We start from the raw sequence: 21491 nt of genomic DNA, 5'->3' as shown, positions 1-21491 counted from the left end.
CGATTGCACGCCATGCCCCACGCCCTGCGCTTTCTCCTCCCGCTGCTCGCCGCGCTGTCGCTGCTGGCCGCACCGGCGCAGGCCATGCGCATCAAGGAACTGGCCGCCGTGCAAGGCGTGCGCAGCAACCAGCTGACCGGCTACGGCCTGGTCGTGGGCCTGGACGGCACGGGCGACCAGACCACGCAGATGCCCTACACGACGCAGAGCCTGTCGAACTACCTGCAGCAGCAGGGCATCACGCTGCCCGCCGCGGCCGCATCGCAGCTACAGCTCAAGAACGTGGCGGCCGTGCTGATCACCGCCCAGCTGCCGGCCTTCGCCCAGCCCGGCCAGTTCGTCGACGTGACCGTGTCCTCCATGGGCAATGCCAAGTCGCTCAAGGGCGGCACGCTGATCGCCACGCCGCTGCGCGGGGCCGACGGCGAGATCTACGCACTGGCCCAGGGCAGCCTGGTGGTGGCCGGCGCGGGCGCCGCGGCCGGCGGCAGCAAGGTGCAGATCAACCATTTGTCGGCCGGGCGCATCCCGAACGGCGCCCAGGTCGAGCGCAGCGTGCCATCGCCGCTGCAGCAGGGCGACTTCGTGACGCTGGGGCTGGACGCTTCGGACTTCCAGACCGCGCGCCGCGTGGCCGCCGTCATCAACGACCGGCTGGGCCAGGGCCTGGCCCAGGCGCTGGACGGCCGCACGGTGCAGGTGCGCGCCCCGACGAACCCGAACGCACGCGTCAACTTCATCGCCGAGCTGGAGGAGCTGCGCGTGGAGCAGACCGCCCCCTCGGCCAAGGTGGTGATCAACTCGCGCACCGGCTCCATCGTGCTGAACCAGTCGGTGACGCTGGGGCCTTGCGCCATCGCGCACGGCAACCTGTCGGTCAGCATCGCGAGCACGCCGGTCATCAGCCAGCCGGCACCGTTCTCGCAGGGCCAGACCGTGGTCACGCAGCAGTCCGACATCCAGGTCAAGCAGGAGCCCGGCAAGCTGCTGTCGCTGCCGCCGGCGCCGCAACTGGCCGACGTGGTGCGCGCGCTGAACGCGCTGGGCGCCACGCCGCAGGACCTGCTGGCCATCCTGCAGGCCATCAAGGCGGCGGGGGCCCTGAACGCGGAACTGGAGGTGATATGACAGGCTCCCCCCCGTTTCGCGCCCACTGCGTGTGCGCGCATGCCCCCTGCAGGGGGCGCACCCAGCGGCCCGGCAGAGCCGGTTCCGCGGGTGCCACCGAAAGGACGTCGCTCCGCACGCCGATGCAGCTCAACCGTACGGCGGAGTAGCCCCATGTCTCTGTCTCCAACAGCCACGAACAGCAATTCGCTCGCCGCCGATGCGCGTTCGCTGGACGCGCTGAAGGCCACGGCCAACAAGGACGGCGCCGCCGCGATCAAGGAGGCGGCCAAGCAGCTCGAGTCGCTGTTCATGCGCGAGCTGATCAAGAGCATGCGCCAGGCGACGATGAAGTCCGGCATGCTGGACAGCGCCCAGACCGACATGAGCAGCGACCTGCTGGACCAGCAGATGTCCGTGTCCATGTCCGGCCTGCCAGGAGGCCTGTCGGCCGCGATCGAGCGCCAGCTGTCGCGCCAGACGGTGGGCATGGACAACACGCGTGTGCTGCCGGCCGCCAGCGAGAAGGTTTCGCGCGCAGGCGCCACCGGCGCCGGCAAGACCGGCTTCGTGCAGCAGCACCAGGACGCGGCCGCGCGCATCGAGCAGACCAGCGGCATCCCGGCCAGCTTCATGATCGGCCAGGCCGCGCACGAGACCGGCTGGGGCAAGCGAGAGATCAAGCATGCCGACGGCAGCACCTCGTTCAACCTGTTCGGCATCAAGGCCGGCGCAGGCTGGACGGGCAAGGTGGCCGAGGTCACGACCACCGAGTACGTGAACGGCGAGCCGCGCAAGATGAAGGCCAAGTTCCGCGCCTACGATTCCTACGAGGACTCGTTCCGCGACTACGCCAAGCTCATCAACAACAGCCCGCGCTACGAAAAGGCGCGCGCGCAGACCGGCTCGGCCGTGGCCTTCGCGACCGAGCTCAAGCGCGCCGGCTATGCCACCGACCCGGACTACGCGGGCAAGCTGTCGCGCGTGATCAACAGCACGCTGCAGGTGCAGCGCGCCTTGAACGCCTAGGCCATGAGCAACATCCTCAACGTCGGCACGCGCGCGCTGCTGGCCAACCAGGTCGCGCTGCAGACGGCCGGCCACAACATCTCGAACGCCAACACGGTCGGCTATTCGCGCCAGGTCGCGCAGCTGGCCACGGTGGAGGGCCAGTTCAGCGGCAGCGGCTTCATCGGCAAGGGTGTGGACGTGGTGGCGATCGAGCGCGTGTTCGACGCCTACCTGACGCGCCAGGCCACGCTGTCCAAGTCGGTCGCGGCGCAGGACGTGGCCCGCGCGCAGAAGCTGCTGCAGCTGGAGGACGTGTTCGGAACCGGCAAGACCGGCCTGGGCGCATCGGTCAACGAGATGCTCAACGCGTTCACCGACGTGGTCAGCTCGCCCACCGACCTGACGGCACGCACCGTGGTGCTGACGCGCGCCTCGGAGACGGCCACGCGCTTCAACGACGCCGCCACGCAGCTGTCCAACCTGCAAAGCGGGCTGACCGAGGAGCTGCAGAACAGCGTGGACGCGGTCAACACGCTGGCGCGCGGCATCGCCAATGTCAACGCCGAGATCCAGAAGGCTCAGGGCTCGGGCCAGTCGCCCAACGACCTGCTGGACAAGCGCGACAAGCTGGTGAGCGACCTGAACCAGTACGTCCAGACCACCTCGCTGGACAACAACGACGGCACCATCAGCGTGTTCGCCGCGCAGAGCCAGCCCCTGGTGCAGGGCACGCGCGCCGCGCAGCTGGCGATCCAGCCCAACCCGCTGGACCCGACGCGCAGCCAGCTCAACATCACCAACGGCCACGCGGTTGCGGCGCTGCGCGAGGACATGCTGGGCGGTGGCTCCATCAGCGGGCTGATGCGCTTCCAGAACGAGGACCTGGTCGAGGCCGCCAACCTGCTGGGCCGCATGGCGGTGTCGATCACGACCGTGGTGAACGCGCAGCACCAGCTGGGCGTGGACCTGGACGGCAAGCCCGGCGGCAACCTGTTCAGCGCCATCGCGATGCCCGGCGGCGTGGCCGCGGCCAACAACACCGGCACGGCCAGCGTCGGCGTGCGCGTGGCCTCGCCCGCCACGGCGCCCACGCTGCAGGCGTCCGACTACCGCGTGGTGTTCACCTCGCCGACCACCTTCACGGTGGAGCGCCTGTCGGACAACAGCTTCCCGGCCGTGGACGCCGGACCGCCGCCCACGGTGGACGGCCTGGCGATCGACGTGACGGGCACGGCCGCCACGGGCGACATGTTCCTGCTGCGCCCGTTCAGCAACGCGGCGGCCGGCATCAACACGATGTTCGCCTCGCCGCGTGCGCTGGCCGTGGCCAGCCCGGTGCAGGCCGCCATGGGCACGACCAACACCGGCGGCCTGACGGTGGCCAGCCTGCGCGCCAGCGCTGTGCCGGTGCCGGCCAACGTGACCATCACCTTCGTGACCTCCACGAGCTACACGCGCTCGGACGACCCGACCGCCACGCCGATCGCCTACAGCCCCGGCGACACCATCACGCACAGCGGCGCCACGCCGCCGGACTGGATGCTCAAGCTCAACGGCGCGGCCCAGCCCGGCGACACGGTGACCGTGGGGCCGATCAATCCGGCGTTCGCGCCGCTGGACGCCGGGAACGCGCAGGCGCTGATGGAGCTGCGCGACATGAAGCTGTTCGACCAGGCACCGATGTCGGACGGCTACGCGTCGCTGATCTCGCAGATCGGCGTGCGCGCGCAAAGCGCGCAGTACGGCGCCGAGGTCTCGCAGTCCATCGCCGACAGCCTGGAGGCGCAGCGCAGCGGCGTTTCCGGCGTGAACCTGGACGAGGAGGCCGCCAAGCTGATCCAGTACCAGCAGGCCTACCAGGCCTCGGCCAAGATGATCCAGGTCGCACAATCGATTTTCGACAGCCTGATTGCCACGATCACCGCATGACGCCGCGCCGCAGCCAGCGCCACGCATGCGCGCCCGACGCACAACGGAGCACCTGAGATGGCCAATACCTTCACCCGCCTGGGGACCGCCAACACCTACGACAACGCGATCCGCACCTTGCAGGCGCGGCAGAACCAGCTGGCCGACCTGCAGGCCAAGCTGACCGAGGGCAAGCGCGTGACGCGGGCCAGCGACGACCCGACCTCGGCCGCGCAGGCCGAGCGCGCGCAGATGCGTATCGCGCGCATCGCGGTGGAGCAGCGCGCGCTGGAGGTGCAAAAGAGCGCGATCTCGCTGGGCGAGTCCACGCTGGGCGATTCGACGCAGATCCTGCAGCAGTTCCGCGACCTGCTGGTGCAGGCCGGCAATGGCGCCAACAGCCCGACCGAGCGCGAAACCATCGCCAAGCAGCTGGTGGGCCTGCGCGAGGAGCTGGTGAGCCTGGCGAACCGCAAGGACGCCAACGGCATGCCGCTGTTCCACGGCCTGGGCAGCACCTCGGCCCCCTTTGAGACCAGCGCGGACGGCACGCCGCCCGACCCCGACTACAGCTTCAACGGCCTGGCCGGGCAGCTGGCGGGCAGCCAGGTCGCGATCCCGCTCACGCTGGACGGCCGCGCCACCTGGATGGACGTGCCCGAGGGCAACGGCGTGTTCCAGGTGAGCCTGGGCGCCGGCAACCAGGGCCAGGCCTACACCGACATCGGCGTGGTCAAGGACGCCAGCCTGATGGCCAGCGCCGGCACCGACTTCACGCTGCAGTTCGCCGTGGACGCCACGACGGGCGCCACGACCTACACCGTGACGAACAACCAGCCACCGGCCACGACCAGCCCGGCCCAGGCCTACACGCCGGGCCAGTCGGTCACGATGGGCGGCATCTCGGTGGTCGTCAAGGGCGTGCCGAAGAATGGCGACACGCTGGAGGTGAACCCTACCGTGCCCGCCGATCGGCCCAGCGTGTTCGGTGTGCTGGACCGGGCCATCGCCGGCCTGTATGCACCGGGCAGCACGACCAAGGGCGCCAGCAGCACCGACGCCAGCTTCAACCATACGCTGGCCATCTCGCTGGCGCAGGTGGACACGAGCCTGGAGCGCATCGGCGCCGTGCGCGGCCAGGCCGGCGACCTGCTGAACCGCGCCGACCGCATCAGCGATACCCAGGAAGAACGCTCGGTGCAGTCCGAATCCGACCGCTCGCGCGCGGAGGACATGGATATGATCAAAGGCCTCTCGGACTTCAAGAACCAGGAGACCGGCTACCAGGCTGCGCTGCAGACCTACGCGTCGATCCAGAAAATGTCCTTGTTCGACTTCATTCGCTAGCCACGCAAGACATGACGCAATCGGTTCTCGGCAGCATCACCCTGGGCTACCGCCCGTTCTGGAACAAGCTGCGCGAGCTGGCGGGCGTCCAGCTGTTCATCGAAGCGGCCCAGGGCGGCGCGATCGATGCCGTGCACCTGGTGGCGGCGCTGGAAGAGCTCTCCACCATGGACACGCCGCAGCTGCTGCTGTCCATGCACAACCGCCGGCTGCTGTCCGACATGCTGGCCCACGCGCCGGCCGGCGACTACTGGATCGAGGTGCGCAACGAGTGGCTCAGCGAGCCCGACATCGCCGAGCGCGCCCAGCTGGCACACGCGCGCGGCGTCACGCTGGTCTGGCGCGGTGCGCTGGAGGACTGGCCGAACGCCACGCTGCAGCACTGCTTCGCGCTGCGGCTGCTGCACCTGTCGCCGCAAAGCGCCGTGGCGGCCCTGCAGGCGGCCAGTGCGATGCCGGGCGCGACCAGCCCGGTGCTCGGCGGCCAGCTGTACGAGGGCATCGTCAGCCGCGCCCTGGCCCAGCACTGCCTGGACCAGCGCGACGCGCTGGCCTTGGTCGGCTGGCCCGAGGAGGACGTGCTGCACGCCCACCGCCACCTGCCCGTGCCGCCGGACCACCCGCTGATCCTGCGCGTGGCCAAGGCCGTGGACGCCGACCAGTCGATGGAAAAGATCGAGGCCATCGTGCGCGAGGAGCCGGTGCTGGCCTACCGCTTCCTGTCGTTCACGAACTCGGCCTCCATGGGCCTGCGCACCGGCATCGAGTCGGTGCGGCACGGCCTGATGATGCTGGGCTACAGCGCGCTGGGCCGCTGGCTGGCCGACCAGTTGCCCCATGCCGCGACCGACCCCGACCTGCGGCCCGTGAAGACCCAGATGGTCCTGCGCGCGCGGCTGACCGAGCATCTGCTGGACGCCGGCTCCGAGGACGGCCTGCGCCGCGAGGTCTACCTGTGCGGCCTGTTCGCCGAGCTGGACAGCCTGCTGCACGAGCCACTGGGCGTGGCGCTGAACCGCCTGCCGCTTTCCGACCGCATCTACGCCGCGACCGTCAAGCGCACCGGCCCGTACGCCCCCGCCCTGCAGGTCTCGCGCGCGCTGGAGGGCGACGACACCAAGACGCTGCGCACCGTGTGCCGCTCGCACGGGATGGCTGTGGAAGAGGTGAACCGCCAGCTGCTGCGCACGCTGGTTGCGGCGCGGCGCTAGCCGCGCGGCGGCTCAGTACGCCAGCACCTGGGCGCGCGTGCGGCTCGCGCCCTGCAGACGGTTGCCCTGCACGTCCACCGTGCGATCGCCAGGCGCCACCCACAGGTACACGCCGCCCTCGGGCCGGTCGTCGACCAGCTGGTTGTCATGCAGCACGAGTTCGTTGCGCGCCCACCGATAGCCCTCGGCGCCGAACGACACCATGGTCTCGTTCTCGGTGCGCGGCCCCTGGCGCAGCAGGTTGTGCGTGACGCGGGCAACGCCCCCGCTCGGGAACTCCAGCTCGTAGCTGGCGCTGCCCGTGTCGCTGTCGACCAGCAGGTTGCGGTGGATCTCGTTGATGGCCGCGCGGCTCTTGAGCAGGTGGCCGACGCGCGCGTCGCGGAACTGGCTGTCCGTCACGCGCAGCTGGCCGATGGTGCCCACGTACAGGTTGTGGCTCTGGCCGTCGCCCGCGCCGTTGCCCTGGAACAGGCTGCGCTCGATCACCAGCTCGGCCTGCGGGTCGCCGGCGGTCAGGATGCCGTTCTCGTTGTCGACGAAGCTGCAGTCGACCACCTGCAGGCGGCCGGACTCGAAACGGATGCCGGCGCCGTTGCGCCAGGGCGCGCGCGCACCGCTGAAGTCGAAGCCCTCGACGCGGATGTCGCCGCCGCGCACGACCCAGAGCGCCTTGCCCTCGGCGATGGCGCCGTCGGCGATCAGCCGCACGCGGCCGCCGACCGCGCGCAACACGAGCCGCTGCTGCGCCCAGATGGCGACGTCGGCCCGGTACTCGCCGGCCTGGACCTCGACCGTGTCGCCCTCGCGCGCGGCCTGCGCCGCCTGCGCGATGCTGGCGTAGCCACGGCCGGGGCCGACCTGCAGCGTGGCCGCCTGCGCCGCGCCGATCAGCAGCGCGGCCGCCAGCGCCAGCCCATGTCTGCGCCGCGGCCTGCGTGCGCTCACCGCAGCGCGCCCCGCGCGTCGACGGGCAGCAGCTCGGCCACCTGGCCGTGCACGAGGCCGCCGCGCACGCCGACCATGGCGTCGTGCAGGTTCACCGTGGGGTCGCAATGCCCGGGGATGAGCCACACCGTGTCGCCCAGCGCGGGCAGGGCCTGGCCGTCGTCCGCGTGCAGCAGGCCATGCTCGTCGCCGCCGTTGGCATAACGCCAGGGCACACCGCCATCGGGCCGTGCGACCTGCGGCAGGCCCGAATCGATGGCGTGGCTCTTGTGGCCGGCGTCGCAGACCGCGTGGCGGGCGCTGGCGCTGATGACCTGCGACTTCACGAACAGCGCGTGCTCGAAGCGCGGCTGGGCCGCGTCGGCCTCGTTGGCCGCGTAGTCGGCGTCCATGAACAGGAACGAGCCGCTCTGCAGCTCGCCGTAGACGCCGCTGGCAGCCTCGTTGGCCATGCTGCCCGTGCCGGCGCCGGTGACCAGCGGCACGGGCAGGCCGATGTCGGCGAAGGCCTGGTGCGTATCGCGCACCAGCTGCAGCACGGCCGCGATGGCGCTGCGGCGCTCGTCGGCGCTGCGCAGGTGCTGGGCGCGGCCGTGGTAGGCCTGCAGGCCGGCCAAGCGCAAGGCGGGCGAGCGCGCGATGCGTTGCGCCAGCGTGGCCGCATTGGGGCCCGGCGCCACGCCGCAGCGGCCCTGGCCCACGTCGATCTCCACGAAGACGTCGATGGCATCGGTGCGGCCGGCCAGCGCCTGGGTGAGCCGGTCCACGCCCAGCGCACTGTCCACCGCGATGGCGAGACGCCCGCCGCGCAGCTGCAGCGTGTGCGCCAGCGCCGCCACGCGCGCCAGCTTGGCCGGTGCGATGACCTCGTTGCTGATGTACAGGTCGGGCACGCCACCCGCGGCCAGCGCCTCGGCCTCGGCCGTCTTCTGCACGCAGGCGCCGACGGCGCCTGCGGCCATCAGGCGCTGCGCCAGGGCTGCGCTCTTGTGCATCTTGGCGTGCGGGCGCCAGCGCACGCCGTGCTGGTGCGCGAACGCGGCCATGCGCGCGATGTTGCGGTCCATGGCGTCCAGGTCGATGACCAGGGCCGGGGTGTCGATGGCGTCGACCGCGTCGCCCGGCTTGGCGGCTGCCGTCATGCGGTCGTCTCGTCGAGTGCCGCGTCGTCCAGGTGGCCGGTGTCGGCCCAGCCGACCAGCGTCAGGCCGTCGGGCGTCCACAGCAGGCGGTTGATCGCGGCATTGCCGAGCGCCCAGGTGCGCGGCGCCTGCAGCTCCTGCCCCGTGGCGGCGCGGTACAGCACGTCCATCACGCCGCCATGGCCCACGACCACGATCTGCTCGCCGGGGTGTCCGGCTGCCAGCCGGTTCAAGGTGCCCACGATGCGTTCGCGAAAGCGCAGCAGCGACTCGCCGCCCTCGGGCTCGAAGGCCGGGTCGCGCTTGCGCCAGCGCAGGGCCTGATCGGGCCAGTCCGTCTCGATCTCGGCGAAGGTGCGGCCCTCGAAGATGCCGAAGGCGCGCTCGCGCAGGCCGACGTCGCTGACCACGGCCAGGCCGGCCGAGTCGGCCACGGCCTGTGCGGTCTGGTGCGCGCGCCCCAGGTCGCTGGCATAGACGCAGGCGATGGCTTCGTGTGCCAGCGCCGCGCCCAGGCGCCGGGCCTGCCAGCGGCCGGTGTCGTTCAGCGGGATGTCCAGGTGGCCCTGGATGCGGGTGTCCACGTTCCAGGCGGTTTCGCCGTGGCGGATGGCGATGATGCGGGTGGCGTTCATGCGCAAATTCTAGGAGGGCTGCCGGGCTCGGCCAGACGGGATCGGCGCATCCCATTCCTGGGGACAGCCGCCCCAGGCGCTGGGTAGAGGCAGCGTCGCCTTGCGGATCGACCATCGGTGCACCGAAACGCGACAGGAGAGACGCCATGCTGACCCTCGACCCTTTGTTCGCCACCGGCACCGCCGCCGACGCGGCCTCGCCCCACGGCCCAACCGCAAGGCACGTGACGCAGGCACCGCCGACACGCCCCGTGGCATCCGGCTTGGCGCCCGGCGCCTTCGCACACGGGCCGCTCCCGCAATGTCATCGGCCGTGCCGGTTGGGAGAGTGACGAAGAACCCTCTGACCACATTGCAGGCGCTGTCCGACCTTCCCGCCCCGCTGCAGCGCTCCGGCACATTGGCAGACGCAGCAAGTGGCGGCGCTCTTGCACGGTGATGGAGCTGTGCCTGCCTTGGCCGCCGGGCGACGCGACAGCCCCGCCGACAAGCGCATCGTGAACGGGCCCCGAATCAGTTGGCAGCGCAGGCACGCGCACGTGCCGCCGGCGACAGCAACGCGGCCAGCAATGCCGCCACGTCGCGCTTCATGGTGGCGATCGCCTTCTTGTCGCCAGACAGGTGCTTGAGCAGCGCCTGCTGGAACACGCCATCGATCGTGGCGTAGGCCAGCGCGGGGCTGGGCAGGCCCTCGCTTACGCCGGCCAGCTGGGCCAGGCGGGCGACGACGTTCCAGATCATCTTTTCGAGGCTTTTGTCGATGACGGCCACGTCGCCCTGGAACGCGGCCTCGAACATGGCCTGCGCGCGCAGGTCGTACCACAGGCGGTGCAAAGGGGCCTCGTCGCGCAGGGTCTCGCCCAGCGTGTCGAGAAAGCCCTTGAGCAACCGGTCGTGGTCCTGCGCCTGGTCGACCACGCTGTCGTAGCGCGTGACGCAGCGCGCCTTGTACTGGCGCACGCTGCACAGAATCAGGTCGGTCTTGTCGCTGAAGTAGTAGTGCAGCACACCGTGCGAGAAGGCCGAGTTCTGCGCGATCTCGCGCAGGCTGGTGCGCGCGTAGCCCAGCGTGGCGAGTGTCTGCAACGTGGCCTCGCCGAGTTCGGCGCGGCGCTGTTCGAACTTCTCGGGCGTGGGCGTGGTGGGGGTGCGCATGGGCCAACAAAGATAGCACAGGCCGTGTAAACCCCATAGTTTGGACACTTGCCCAGTTTTATTCTGACAAGTGTCAAGACAAGAAGGAGACGAGATGACGAGCTACAACCTGCAGGGCCGCCGCGCCCTGGTCACGGGCGGTGCGCAAGGCCTGGGGGCGGGCATGGCGCAGGCGCTGGCCAGGGCCGGCGCGGCCGTGATGATCGGCGACCTGCAAGACGGCCCCGGCCGCGACATGGCCGGCAGCATCAGCGCAGCCGGCGGCAAGGCCGGCTTCGTGCACATGGACGTGACGCAGGAGGCCGACTGGGCGCACGCGGTGCAGGCCACGGTGGCCGAGCTCGGCGGCTTCGACATCCTCGTCAACAACGCCGGCATCGAGATCACCTCGCTCATCGCCGATGTCCAGGCCGACAGCCTGCGCAGGATGTTCGACGTGAACGTGGTCGGCACGCTGATCGGCATGAAGCACGCGTTCCACGCCATGCGCCCGGGCGGTGAAGCCGGCAAGGGCGGCGCCATCGTCAACATCGCGTCGGTCGCCGCCACCATCGCGTTCCCGGCGATCGCGGGCTACTCGGCCACCAAGTCGGCCGTGGACCGCGCCACGCGCGTGGCCGCCATGGAGGCCGGCAAGCTGGGCTACGGCGTGCGCGTGAACTGCGTCTACCCCGGCCTGGTGCCCACGCAGATGGGCGCCAAGCTGGCGGCCGACGTCGTGGCGGCCGGGCTGTTCCCCTCCGTCGAGGGCGCCATCGGTGCCATCGTCGACCAGACCCCGCTGGGCCGCCTGGGTGAAGTGGCCGACATGGCCGACGCCGTGGTCTTTCTGTGTTCGGACGCCTCGCGCTTCATCACCGGCATCGGCCTGCCGGTCGATGGCGGCATGGGCATGTAGACCTTTCCCAAGGAACCAATATGAGCAACACCAAGAAGCCCGTCATCGTCTACGGCGCGAGCGGCTACACCGGCCGGCTGATCTGCGAGTACCTGCGCGAGCTGGGCCTGTCCTTCATCGCCGCCGGCCGCAGCCAGGACAAGCTGGACGAGGCGATGCGATCGTTCGTGCCAGGCATCGAGACGGCGGACTACGAAATCGTCGAGGTTGCGCACGACACCGAGGCGCTCACGGCGCTGTTCAAGGGCGCCTCCGTGGTGCTGAACACGGTCGGCCCGTTCGCCAAGTTCGGCCCCGAGGTCGTGCAGGCCTGCCTGGCCGCCGGCTGCCACTACACCGACACCACCGGCGAGCAGGACTGGCTGATCACGCTCGACCAGGAGTTCGGCGCCCGGTTCGCCAAGGCCGGCCTGCTGCTGTCGCCCGGCCTGGCGCAGATGTACACCACGGGCGAGATCGCGGCCCAGCTGTGCCTGGAAACGCCGGGCCTGGACACGCTGGATATTGCGGTCTTCTGGGGTGGCAGCCCGACCATCGCGTCCACGCAGACCATCCTGGTCAACGCCGCCACCTCCAAGGCCTTCCACCTCCAGCAGAACCAGTACGTCGAATGGCAGCCCGATGCCGGCCTGTACCAGCTGGCCATCCCCGGCCAGCACGAGATGGCGCTGGCCCTGCCTTGGGGCGGCACTTCGCACCCAGTGTGGTTCAAGCGCGATCCGCGCGTGGCCAACGTGAAGGTGCTGGGTGGCGTGTTCAACAAGCCGCTGATGCTGGGCGTGCCCAAGATCGTCGAGGCCGCGCTGAAGGCCACCGAAGGCATGAACGCAGAGGACCGCTACGCCGCACTGTCGAAGACCGCAGCCGGCGTCATGAACACCATGCCGCCGCGCGAGAACCCGCGCATCAACAAGTCGGTCGACTCCGTGCACGCCAGCGGGCCGCTGGGCCGCGCGCACTGCGTGATCTACGGCAACTGCAACTACAAGCAGACCGGGCTGCTGCAGGCTTTCGCCGCGTCATGGTTGCTGCAGCAGCCGCCCAAGCGCGTGGGCTTCGCGTCGGGCTGCCAGGCCTTTGGCCACCACGAGCTGCTGGGCGCGCTGCGCAGCTTCGGGCTGGTGCAGCCGCCGATCATGACGGTCCACGTCTGAGGCCCGCATGCAGCTCGTCGACTACCTCGACAAGGGCGCCCAACTGGGTGCGGACGCGCCCTGCTTCACGATGAACGGGCAGGACTGGAGCTACGCCCAGGTCCAGCGCCTGAGCCACAAGGTCGGCCGTGGCCTGCAGCGGGCCGGCGTGGCGCCGGGCGAGAAGGTGGCCGTGCTGTCCAGCAACGACGCGACGGCCTTTGGCTGCGTGTTCGGCATCTCGCGTGCGGCCGCAGTCTGGTGCCCGATCAACCCGCGCAACGAGACGTCGGAAAACCTCTGGGTGCTGCAGAACTTCGATTGCGTGGCGCTGCTGTTCCACAGCAACTACGCGCCCATGGTGCAGGCCATGCGCGCCGAATTGCCGGGTTTGAAGGCGCTGGTGTGCATCGACAAGCGCCTGGACTTCGCGCCCTCGCTGGCCGACTGGCTGGAGGGCACGAGCGATGCGCCGCTGCACGTGGCGCCGGCCGGCGACCTCGTGATGCTGCCCGGCACTGGCGGCACCACGGGCCAGCCCAAGGGCGTGATGCTGTCGGGCCGCAACCTGGAGGCCATGACGGCGCTGACGCTGATGGGCTACCCCTTCGACGGCCGGCCCACCTACCTGGCGCTGGCACCGCTCACCCATGCGGCCGGCGTGCTGTGCCTGCCCATCATGGCGCTGGGCGGGCGCGTGGTCATCCTGCCCAAGCCCGACCTGGACGCCTTCCTGCGGGCCGTCGCACAGTACCGCGTGACCCACACCTTCCTGCCGCCCACGCTGATCTACATGCTGCTGCAGCACCCGGCGCTGGACAGCACGCCGCGCGATTCGCTGCAGTGCTTCTGGTACGGCGCGGCGCCCATGTCGGCGGCGCGGCTGGAAGAAGCCCTGCAGCGCATCGGCCCCGTGATGGCGCAACTCTTCGGGCAGACCGAGGCGCCGATGATGGTCTCGATGATGGCGCCGCGCGACCATTTCCATGCCGACGGCTCGGTGGCGCGCGAGCGGCTGTCGTCCGCCGGCAAGCCCGGCCCCCTGGTGCAGGTCGGCATCATGGACGGCGAAGGCCGGCTGCTTGCGAACGGCGAGGTGGGCGAGATCGTCGTGCGCGGCTCGCTGGTCATGATGGGCTACTACAAGAACCCCGATGCCACGGCCGAGGTCGGCCAGCATGGCTGGCACCACACGGGCGACATCGGCCGGCTGTCGCCGGACGGGTATTTGTACATCGTCGACCGCGCCAAGGACATGATCATCAGCGGCGGCTTCAACGTGTACTCGGCCGAGGTCGAACAGGCGCTGCTGCAGCACCCTGCCATCCAGGACAGCGCCGTGATCGGCCTGCCCGACGACAAATGGGGCGAGCGCGTGGTGGCCGTACTGCAGCTCGCGCCCGGCCAGTCGCTGAGCCCCGAGGACGCGCAGGCCTTCGTGAAGGCGCGGCTGGGCAGCGTGAAGGCGCCCAAGCAGGTCGAAGTCTGGCCCGACCTGCCGCGCTCCAAGGTGGGCAAGGTGCTCAAGAAGGAGGTGCGCGCCACCCTGCTGGCGCGCCAGACACCATGACAAACGACGTGTACGTGGCAGGCGTGGGCATGGTGCCCTTCGTCAAGCCCGGCGCCAACGCGCCCTACCCCGTGATGGCCGAGCAGGCCGCGCGCGACGCGCTGGCCGATGCCGGCATCGGCTACGACCATGTGCAGCAGGCCTACGCCGGCTATGTCTACGGCGACTCCACCAGCGGCCAGAAGGCACTGTACCGGCTGGGCATGCACGGCATTCCGATCTTCAACGTCAACAACAACTGCGCCACCGGCTCCACGGCGCTGTTCCTCGCGCGCCAGGCGATTGCCAGCGGCGCAGTGGAATGCGCGCTGGTGCTGGGCTTCGAGCACATGTTGCCGGGCGCCCTGGGCGTGGTGTTCGACGACCGGCCCAGCCCGTTCGAGGACTTCGACCGCCAAGCCGATGCGCTGGTCGGCATGGCCGAGCTGCCGCTGGCGCTGCGCTACTTCGGCGGCGCCGGCCTGGCCCACATGCGCAAGCACGGCACGCCGTTGCAGGCCTTTGCCGCCATCCGCGCCAAGGCCAGCCGGCACGCGGCCCAGAACCCGCTGGCGTTGCTGCGCAAGGAGCTCACGACCGGAGACGTGATGGCAGCGCCCGTGCTGTGGCCCGAGGTCATGACGCGGCTCATGGCCTGCCCGCCCACCTGCGGCGCGGCGGCTGCGCTGCTGGTGTCCGAGGGCTACGCCAAGTGCCACGGCCTGTCGCGCGCGGTGCGCATCCGCGCGCAGGCCATGACCACCGACCGGCCCGAGGCCTTGACCAGCGGCGACATGATGCAGGTCGTAGGCTACGGCATGAGCCGCGAGGCGGCGCAGATGGTGTACGAGCAGGCGGGCGTCGGCCCGCACGACCTGGACGCGGTGGAACTGCACGATTGCTTCGCGCACAACGAGCTCATCAGCTACGAGGCGCTGGGCCTGTGCGGCGAAGGCAAAGCTGCGGCCTTCATCGCGGCCGGCGACAACACCTATGGCGGGCGCGTGGTGACCAACCCCTCGGGCGGCCTGCTGTCCAAGGGCCACCCGCTGGGCGCGACCGGCCTGGCCCAGTGCTACGAGCTCACGCACCAGCTGCGCGGCACGGCCGAGGCGCGCCAGGTGGAGCGCGCGCGGCTCGCGCTGGCGCACAACCTGGGCCTGGGCGGGGCCTGCGTCGTGACCTTGTACGAGGCCATGCACTGAGTTGCACGGGGCTATGCTTGCCCACATGGACAGCATCCCCCGCATCAACATCTCGGCCCTGGCCAGCGAGGACCTGCCGGCGCGCCAGGCTGTCGCGCAACAGATCGGCCAAGCCTGCCGCGGCACCGGCTTCTTCGCCATCACGGGCCACGGCGTGCCGGCCGCCTGCATGGCCGGCGCCTTCGCCGCTGCGCACGCCTTGTTCGCATTGCCGGCCGCGGCCAAGCGCGACCTGGCCATCGCGCGGCACGGCCACAACCGCGGCTATGTGGGCCTGGGCGTCGAAGCGCTGGACGAGACCACGGCGCCCGACCTCAAGGAAGCCTACAACCTGATCTGGACCGACGAGGCCGAGCGCCCGCCCAACATCTGGCCGCCGATCGCCGGCTGGCGCGCGCCGGCGCAGGCGTATTTCGACGCCGTGCTGGCGGTCGGCCAGCGGCTGCACCGCGCGTTTGCTCTGGACCTGGGCCTGCCCGAGACCTTCTTCGACGACAAGCTGGACCGGCCCCAGGCTGCGCTGCGCCTGCTGCACTACCCCGTGCGTTTTGGCACCGACGCGCCTGCCGGCCAGGCGGGTGCCGGCGCCCACACGGACTACGGCAACGTGACGCTGCTGGCCACGGACGGCGTGGCCGGCCTGCAGGTGCGCCGGCGCGATGGGCAATGGATCGACGCGCCGGCCGTGCCGGGAGGCTTCATCTGCAACATCGGCGACTGTTTGATGCGCTGGTCCAACGACGTGTACGTTTCCACGCCGCACCGCGTGCTGGCGCCCATGCAGGAGCGTTATTCGATCGCGTTCTTCCTGGACCCGAACCCGGAGGCGCTGGTCAGCGCGATCCCGAGCTGCGTGCCGGCCGGCGAGGCGCCGCGGCATGCGCCGGTCACGGCGGCGGCCTACCTGCAGCAGCGCTTCGCCGCGACCTACGCGCGTTGAGCCCTACTGCTGCGCCTTGGGCAGCTCGATGTTCACGCGCCGCACACCGGCCGGCGGCTGCGGAAAGCTGCTGAGCGCCGCGTCGAACATGGGCGCGAGCAGAGCCGGGTCGTCAGGCCAGCGCGACTCGTGCACGGCGCGCGTCTCGTAGACGACCTCCTGGTTGGCCAGGTTGCGGATGATCACGCTGACTTCGCGCTGCGCATAGCTGCGGTCCCACATGTCGTAGCGGTAGCCCCAGGCCGGCCCCCAGGCCCCGCCGTAGAAACCGCCACCGTAGAAGCCCCCGCCGTAGAAGCGCCGGCCGTAGGGACCCCAGGGGCCGAAGCGGCTGTACATCCACGGGTCGACGACCTGCGTGCTGCTGAGCACGGTGCTGTCGATCAACACGCTGTAACGGGCAGCACCGTCGTTGCGCACCATGCCGGCCTTGGCCAGCGCCGGCTCGGCCGCGGCTTCGAGCCGCGCCTGCCCGCCCGGCGCCGATTGCTGCGACGGCAGCCGCTCGAACCGGTAGGTGGCCGGCGTCGGCACGGTCTGCAGGGCCGAGAAGGTCTGCACCTGGTTGTCGACGACGTAACTGGTCGCACAGCCCGACAGCAGCACGGCTGCAGCCATGGCCGCGAGGGTGGAAATCCGCATCTCAATCCGCATGGCAACCTTCCTCAAAAGGCACCGCTGCGGCTCAGAGCCGGACGATCTGCATCAGCGGTGCGACAGGGGCCGCGATGTCCTCGGCGTCGAACGCCTTGTCGCCGTCGGGATCGGGCACCCCCGTGGTCTTCAGACCCTTGAAGTCGTAACGGGTTCCGTCCAGCAGGTGCGACGGCACGACATTCTGCAAAGCCGTGAACATGTTTTCCACGCGGCCCGGGTGCTTCTTCTCCCACTCCTGCAGCATGGACGCGACCTGCTTGCGCTGCAGGTTCTCCTGGCTGCCGCACAGCGTGCACGGGATGATGGGGAACGCGCGGTGCGCGGCCCAGCGGACGAGGTCGCGCTCGGGCACATAGGCCAGCGGGCGGATCACGATGTGGCGCCCGTCGTCGCTCACCAGCTTGGGGGGCATGCTCTTGAGCTTGGCGGCGAAGAACATGTTGAGCAGCAGCGTCTGCAGGATGTCGTCGCGGTGGTGGCCAAGCGCGATCTTGGTGGCGCCGAGCTCGTCGGCCACGCGGTACAGAATGCCGCGCCGCAGCCGGCTGCACAGGCCGCAGGTGGTCTTGCCCTCGGGGATCACGCGCTTGACGATGCTGTAGGTGTCCTGCTCCTCGATGTGGAAGGGCACGCCCGTGCTGCGCAGGTACTCGGGCAGCACATGCTCGGGAAAGCCGGGCTGCTTCTGGTCCAGGTTGACCGCGACGATGTCGAAGCTGATGGGCGCGCGCGCGCGCAGCTTGAGCAGGATGTCCAGCATGGCATAGCTGTCCTTGCCGCCGGACATGCAGACCATGACCTTGTCGCCCTGCTCCACCATGTTGTAGTCCACGATGGCCTGGCCCATGAGACGGCACAGGCGCTTTTCCAGCTTGTGGGTTTCGCGTTCGATCTTGAAGCTATCGCCGACAGGCGAGGGAACGGCGGTGGCGGGGGCGTCTTCAGTCCAGGCGGCAGTCATACAGATCCTTGGGGCAAGAGCGGGATTTTCCGCCAAGCCGGCATGGGGGCGCCGCGCGGGGCTTTTCAGCAGCTCACCACTGGCCGGCCTCGACCCGGATCGCCACTTCGCAGTCGTCGAAGATCTCCAGCTTGGCGATCTGCACGCGCACCCCCAGCACGCCGGGCAGCAGCAGCAGCCGCTGGGCCAGCTTGCCGATCAGGCTTTCCAGCAGGTTCACATGCTCGGCCGTGCACTCGTCGATGATGATCTGGCGCACCTTGCGGTAGTCCAGCACGTGGGTGATGTCGTCGTCGCGCGGGCGCAGCGGCTGGGTGCCCAGGTTCAGCTCGGCGTCGACCTGGATCGGCTGGGGCGTGGTCAGCTCCGTGTCCAGGATGCCCAGGTTGGCATCGAAGCGCAGCCCGGTCAGGTGCAGGGTCTGGGTGCCGGCGGTAGTGGTCATGTCGGGTTCTGCATCAGCGAGAAATCTCGGTCGAACTTCATCAGGTGCTGGCCGCCGTCCACCAGCAGCGTGGTGCCGGTGATGGACCGGTTCGCCAGCGCGAAGCGCACGCTGGCAGCCACGTCCTCGGCCGTGGACGAGCGGCCCAGCGGCGACAGCCGGTGGCGCGCTGCGAATTCGGCGTCGCTGAGCAGATGGCTGGTCATGGTCAGCCCCGGCGCCACGCCGACCACGCGCACCAGCGGCGCCAGCGCCTGCGCCAGCACGGTGGTCGCGGCCTCCAGCGCGGCCTTGGACAAGGTGTAGCTCAGGAAGTCGGGGTTCGGGTTCCACAGCTTCTGGTCGAGCAGGTTCACCACGGCCCCGGCCATGGGCGCGGCGCCGCGCGCGAGCAGGTGCTGATGCAGTTGCTGGGCCAGCACGATGGGCGCGCCGGTGTTGCTGCGCCAATGCCGCTCCATGGCGTCATAGCCGAAATCGGCCACGCTGTCGTGCTCGAACAGCGAGGCGTTGTTCACCACCGCATCGACCGCGCCCAGCGCCTGCGCGGCCTGCGGCAGCAGCGCGCGCGTGGCGGCCTCGTCGGCCAGGTCGCAGCCGAAGGCCGCATGGCGCAGGCCGGGCGCTGCGGCTGCGCAGTCGGCCACGGTCTGCAGGGCCTCGTCGCGCGAGCTGCGGTAATGCACGGCGACCTGCCAGCCCGCGGCCGCCAGGTCCAGCGCAATTGCACGGCCGAGCCGGCGGCCGGCGCCGGTCACGAGCACCGTGCGCACGGGCGGCAAAGAAGCGGTGGTCATTCGGTCAGAATCCTGGGGTGCACGAAACGAACGCGCATCCTACTGGAAGCCCCCTTTTGCAAGCCCACATCGCCCAGGCCATCGCCCAGGCTGGCGGATGGCTGGGCTTCGACCGCTTCATGGCGCTGGCGCTGTACACGCCGGGCCTGGGCTACTACGCGCACGACAGCCTGAAGTTCGGCGCCATGCCCACGGGCGCGGGCTTGGGTAGCGACTTCGTGACCGCGCCCGAGCTGTCGCCGTTGTTCGGCCGCACGCTGGCCGCCCAGGTCGGCGAGGCCTTGCGGGCAACCGACACCGACGAGGTCTGGGAGTTCGGTGCCGGCACGGGTGCGCTGGCCTTGCAGCTGCTCGAGCAGCTCGGCGACGCCGTGCGCCGCTACACCATCGTCGACCTGTCCGGCAGCCTGCGCGCGCGCCAGCAGGCTACGCTGCAGCGCCATGCCCACAAGCTGCAATGGGCCGACGCCCTGCCCGCGCAGATCCATGGCGTGGTCGTCGGCAACGAGGTGCTGGACGCGATGCCGGTCCAGCTGCTGCAGCGGCGCGCTGGCGTCTGGCACGAGCGCGGCGTGGCGCTGGCCGGCGACGGCTTCGCCTGGCACGACCGGCCGACCGACCTGCGCCCGCCCGTACCCATCTCCGGCCCGCACGACTACCTGACCGAGATCCACGCGCAAGGCCAGGCCTTCGTGCGGACGCTGGCCGACCACGTGGTGCGCGGCGCCGCCTTGATGCTGGACTACGGCTTTCCCGAAGCCGAGTACTACCACCCACAGCGCAGCGGCGGCACCGTGATGTGCCACCAGGCGCACCGCGCCGACGCCGATCCGCTGGCCGACGTCGGCGCCAAGGACATCACGGCCCATGTCGACTTCAGCGGCATCGCCGTGGCCGCGCAGGACGCCGGCTGGGATGTGCTGGGCTACACCAGCCAGGCGCGCTTCCTCATCAACTGCGGCCTGGTGCAGCGCATGGAGGCGGCCGAGCTTGCGCAGCGCAGCATGGCGCACCGGCTGATCGCCGAGCACGAGATGGGCGAGTTGTTCAAGGTGCTGGCGCTGTCCAAGGGCGTCGCGCCCTGGGACGCGCTGGGCTTCACGCACGGCGACCGCAGCCATACGCTCTAGACATGCTGCGCTGGCTCATCGTCGTCTTCCTGGCCCTGATGCTGATCAACTGGCTGCACCCGTTCCTGGGCAAGCTGGGCTTCGGCAAGCTGCCGGGGGACCTGCGTTTCAAGCTGTTCGGCCGCGTCTGGTTCATCCCCTTGATGAGCACCATCCTGCTCAGCGCCGTCGCCAGCCTCATCGCCAAACTGATCTGAGAGAGAGAGAGGAAGTTTCCGACATGAAAGCCTGTATCGACATCGGCGGCACCAAGGTCGCCGTCGGACTGTCGCCCGACACCCCGGGCGCAGATGCCCTGCCCACCATCGTCGCGCGGCGCAGCGAGCCCACGGCCAAGACCGGCACGCCGGATGCGCTGTCGCAGCAGATCCTGCGCATGGTGGACGAGGCCTGCGCCGAGGCCGGCGTCGCGCCGGACCAGGTGCAGACGGCCGGCGTGTCCTCGGCCGGCCCGTTCCTCGTGCGCGACGGGCGCATCGAACTGGCCACGCCCAACATCTGCGGCGGCCTGGCCGGCCCCGCGCGCGGCCTGCCGAACGACTGGAACAGCGTGCCGGTGGAGGCGCCGCTGGCCCGCCGGTTCGCGCAGCTGCGCGTGGAGAACGACTGCGTGGCCGCGCTGGAAGCCGAGCGCCGCTGGGGCGCGCTGCAGGGCGCGGCCCATTGCGCCTATGTGACCTGGAGCACCGGCATCGGTGTCGGCCTGTGCGTGGACGGCCAGATCCTGCGCGGCAAGAACGGCAACGCTGGCCATGCCGGCCACATGTTCGTGAGCGACGATGCGCAGGCCCTGTGCGGCTGCGGCAACATCGGCGACGTGGAAGGCCTGGTCGCCGGCAATGCGATCGAGCGCCGCTTCGGCCAGGGTGCTGCGCACTGGATGGAGAGCGCCGGCAGCGGCGATGCCCATGCCTTGGCGGTTGTCGACGGCCTGTGCCGCGTGCTGGGCCGCATGCTCTACAACCTGGTCACCACGCTCGATCTGGAACGCATCAGCCTGGGCGGCAGCGTGTTCTGGCACCACCGTGAATTGCTGTTGCCGCGCCTGGAACCAGAAATGGGCGCGCATTTCCCCGCCATGACCTCCGGCGTCGTCTTGCGCGCGGCCGGTCTGGAGAATCGGGTGGGCGATTATGCAGCGCTGGCCCTGGTGCAGCGGTGATTCGGTGTGGCGCGGCAAAACCATAATCGCAGGACTGAATTTCAGTATCCCGCGAAGCCAGCCGCGTGACATCAACTTTTTGTCTACGGGTATTTGCGTAACGAGCGCGATTTGATTTGCTGCCTATAATCCGCTCGCTTGCCACTTCGG

Annotated in this window: 21 protein-coding genes; 13 read left to right on the top strand and 8 right to left on the bottom strand. The window is 70.1% G+C overall.

What is annotated here, in order from left to right:
• Positions 1-12: 12 nt before the first annotated feature.
• The 5 genes from ASF43_RS23385 (at position 13) to ASF43_RS23365 (ending at position 6584) form a co-directional block, all read left to right on the top strand.
• Complete coding sequence (locus ASF43_RS23385; protein WP_056186696.1) at positions 13-1128, top strand: flagellar basal body P-ring protein FlgI; 1116 nt, start codon at positions 13-15, stop codon at positions 1126-1128.
• A gap of 153 nt (positions 1129-1281) precedes the next feature.
• A complete protein-coding gene (gene flgJ, locus ASF43_RS23380) occupies positions 1282-2136 on the top strand; it encodes a flagellar assembly peptidoglycan hydrolase FlgJ (protein ID WP_056186439.1) in 855 nt (284 codons plus the stop codon).
• A 3-nt stretch (positions 2137-2139) separates the two neighbouring features.
• The gene (gene flgK, locus ASF43_RS23375) at positions 2140-4047 is read left to right on the top strand and encodes a flagellar hook-associated protein FlgK (protein ID WP_056186435.1); all 1908 of its coding nucleotides are present in this window, start codon (positions 2140-2142) and stop codon (positions 4045-4047) included.
• Positions 4048-4104: 57 nt separating this feature from the next.
• Entirely contained in the window at positions 4105-5373 is a 1269-nt protein-coding gene (flgL, locus tag ASF43_RS23370; RefSeq protein WP_056186433.1) for a flagellar hook-associated protein FlgL, read from the top strand.
• An 11-nt stretch (positions 5374-5384) separates the two neighbouring features.
• Positions 5385-6584 carry an HDOD domain-containing protein gene (locus tag ASF43_RS23365; RefSeq protein WP_056186430.1) on the top strand — a complete coding sequence of 400 codons (1200 nt, stop codon included), beginning with the start codon at positions 5385-5387 and terminating at the stop codon, positions 6582-6584.
• Positions 6585-6596: 12 nt separating this feature from the next.
• Here ASF43_RS23365 and ASF43_RS23360 read toward each other — a convergent pair whose 3' ends face one another.
• The 4 genes from ASF43_RS23360 to ASF43_RS23345 form a co-directional block, all read right to left on the bottom strand.
• The gene (locus tag ASF43_RS23360; protein ID WP_056186427.1) at positions 6597-7532 is read right to left on the bottom strand and encodes a hypothetical protein; all 936 of its coding nucleotides are present in this window, start codon (positions 7530-7532) and stop codon (positions 6597-6599) included.
• Positions 7529-8674 (bottom strand): DSD1 family PLP-dependent enzyme, encoded by a 1146-nt coding sequence (locus ASF43_RS23355; RefSeq protein WP_056186423.1) that lies wholly within the window; start codon positions 8672-8674, stop codon positions 7529-7531. Before ASF43_RS23355 ends, ASF43_RS23360 begins: the two co-directional genes overlap by 4 nt.
• Entirely contained in the window at positions 8671-9309 is a 639-nt protein-coding gene (locus ASF43_RS23350; protein WP_056186420.1) for a histidine phosphatase family protein, read from the bottom strand. The genes ASF43_RS23355 and ASF43_RS23350 overlap by 4 nt, the downstream gene beginning before the upstream one ends.
• Positions 9310-9822: 513 nt before the next feature.
• A complete protein-coding gene (locus ASF43_RS23345; RefSeq protein WP_056186418.1) occupies positions 9823-10464 on the bottom strand; it encodes a TetR/AcrR family transcriptional regulator in 642 nt (213 codons plus the stop codon).
• 94 nt (positions 10465-10558) lie between these two features.
• On the opposite strand from ASF43_RS23345, the gene ASF43_RS23340 reads away from it, so the two are divergent.
• From ASF43_RS23340 to ASF43_RS23320, 5 genes are read left to right on the top strand one after another with little or no spacing between them, the layout of a single operon-like run.
• Positions 10559-11362 (top strand): SDR family NAD(P)-dependent oxidoreductase, encoded by an 804-nt coding sequence (locus tag ASF43_RS23340; protein WP_056186415.1) that lies wholly within the window; start codon positions 10559-10561, stop codon positions 11360-11362.
• Positions 11363-11382: 20 nt separating this feature from the next.
• Positions 11383-12516 carry a DUF5938 domain-containing protein gene (locus ASF43_RS23335; RefSeq protein ID WP_056186412.1) on the top strand — a complete coding sequence of 378 codons (1134 nt, stop codon included), beginning with the start codon at positions 11383-11385 and terminating at the stop codon, positions 12514-12516.
• 7 nt (positions 12517-12523) lie between these two features.
• Positions 12524-14065 (top strand): AMP-binding protein, encoded by a 1542-nt coding sequence (locus ASF43_RS23330; RefSeq protein WP_056186408.1) that lies wholly within the window; start codon positions 12524-12526, stop codon positions 14063-14065.
• Positions 14062-15249 (top strand): lipid-transfer protein, encoded by a 1188-nt coding sequence (locus ASF43_RS23325; RefSeq protein ID WP_056186404.1) that lies wholly within the window; start codon positions 14062-14064, stop codon positions 15247-15249. The genes ASF43_RS23330 and ASF43_RS23325 overlap by 4 nt, the downstream gene beginning before the upstream one ends.
• 25 nt (positions 15250-15274) lie before the next feature.
• Positions 15275-16189 carry an isopenicillin N synthase family oxygenase gene (locus tag ASF43_RS23320; protein WP_082498107.1) on the top strand — a complete coding sequence of 305 codons (915 nt, stop codon included), beginning with the start codon at positions 15275-15277 and terminating at the stop codon, positions 16187-16189.
• A gap of 3 nt (positions 16190-16192) precedes the next feature.
• Here ASF43_RS23320 and ASF43_RS23315 read toward each other — a convergent pair whose 3' ends face one another.
• The 4 genes from ASF43_RS23315 to ASF43_RS23300 form a co-directional block, all read right to left on the bottom strand.
• Positions 16193-16843, bottom strand: a complete 651-nt coding sequence (locus tag ASF43_RS23315) for a DUF4136 domain-containing protein (RefSeq protein ID WP_082498123.1) — start codon at positions 16841-16843, stop codon at positions 16193-16195.
• Positions 16844-16874: 31 nt separating this feature from the next.
• The gene (gene ttcA, locus ASF43_RS23310) at positions 16875-17807 is read right to left on the bottom strand and encodes a tRNA 2-thiocytidine(32) synthetase TtcA (protein WP_056186399.1); all 933 of its coding nucleotides are present in this window, start codon (positions 17805-17807) and stop codon (positions 16875-16877) included.
• A 73-nt stretch (positions 17808-17880) separates the two neighbouring features.
• Positions 17881-18252 carry a dihydroneopterin aldolase gene (locus ASF43_RS23305; protein ID WP_056186396.1) on the bottom strand — a complete coding sequence of 124 codons (372 nt, stop codon included), beginning with the start codon at positions 18250-18252 and terminating at the stop codon, positions 17881-17883.
• Entirely contained in the window at positions 18249-19049 is an 801-nt protein-coding gene (locus tag ASF43_RS23300; RefSeq protein WP_056186393.1) for an SDR family oxidoreductase, read from the bottom strand. The genes ASF43_RS23305 and ASF43_RS23300 overlap by 4 nt, the downstream gene beginning before the upstream one ends.
• Positions 19050-19105: 56 nt before the next feature.
• Here ASF43_RS23300 and ASF43_RS23295 point away from each other — a divergent pair, with 56 nt between their 5' ends.
• The 3 genes from ASF43_RS23295 to ASF43_RS23285 are packed head-to-tail and all read left to right on the top strand — an operon-like array spanning position 19106 to position 21341.
• A complete protein-coding gene (locus ASF43_RS23295) occupies positions 19106-20179 on the top strand; it encodes a class I SAM-dependent methyltransferase (protein ID WP_235578348.1) in 1074 nt (357 codons plus the stop codon).
• A gap of 2 nt (positions 20180-20181) precedes the next feature.
• On the top strand, positions 20182-20376 hold the full coding sequence (locus ASF43_RS23290; protein WP_056186389.1) for a DUF2905 domain-containing protein: 195 nt from the start codon (positions 20182-20184) through the stop codon (positions 20374-20376).
• A gap of 23 nt (positions 20377-20399) precedes the next feature.
• Positions 20400-21341, top strand: coding sequence for an ROK family protein (locus ASF43_RS23285; RefSeq protein ID WP_056186386.1), 942 nt, complete (start codon positions 20400-20402; stop codon positions 21339-21341).
• Positions 21342-21491: the final 150 nt, after the last annotated feature.

Source organism: Pseudorhodoferax sp. Leaf267, assembly GCF_001422405.1.
GTDB lineage: Bacteria > Pseudomonadota > Gammaproteobacteria > Burkholderiales > Burkholderiaceae_C > Pseudorhodoferax.
The sequence above is the reverse complement of the archived record's forward strand: the minus strand, read 5'-3'. Positions and strand labels throughout refer to the sequence as shown.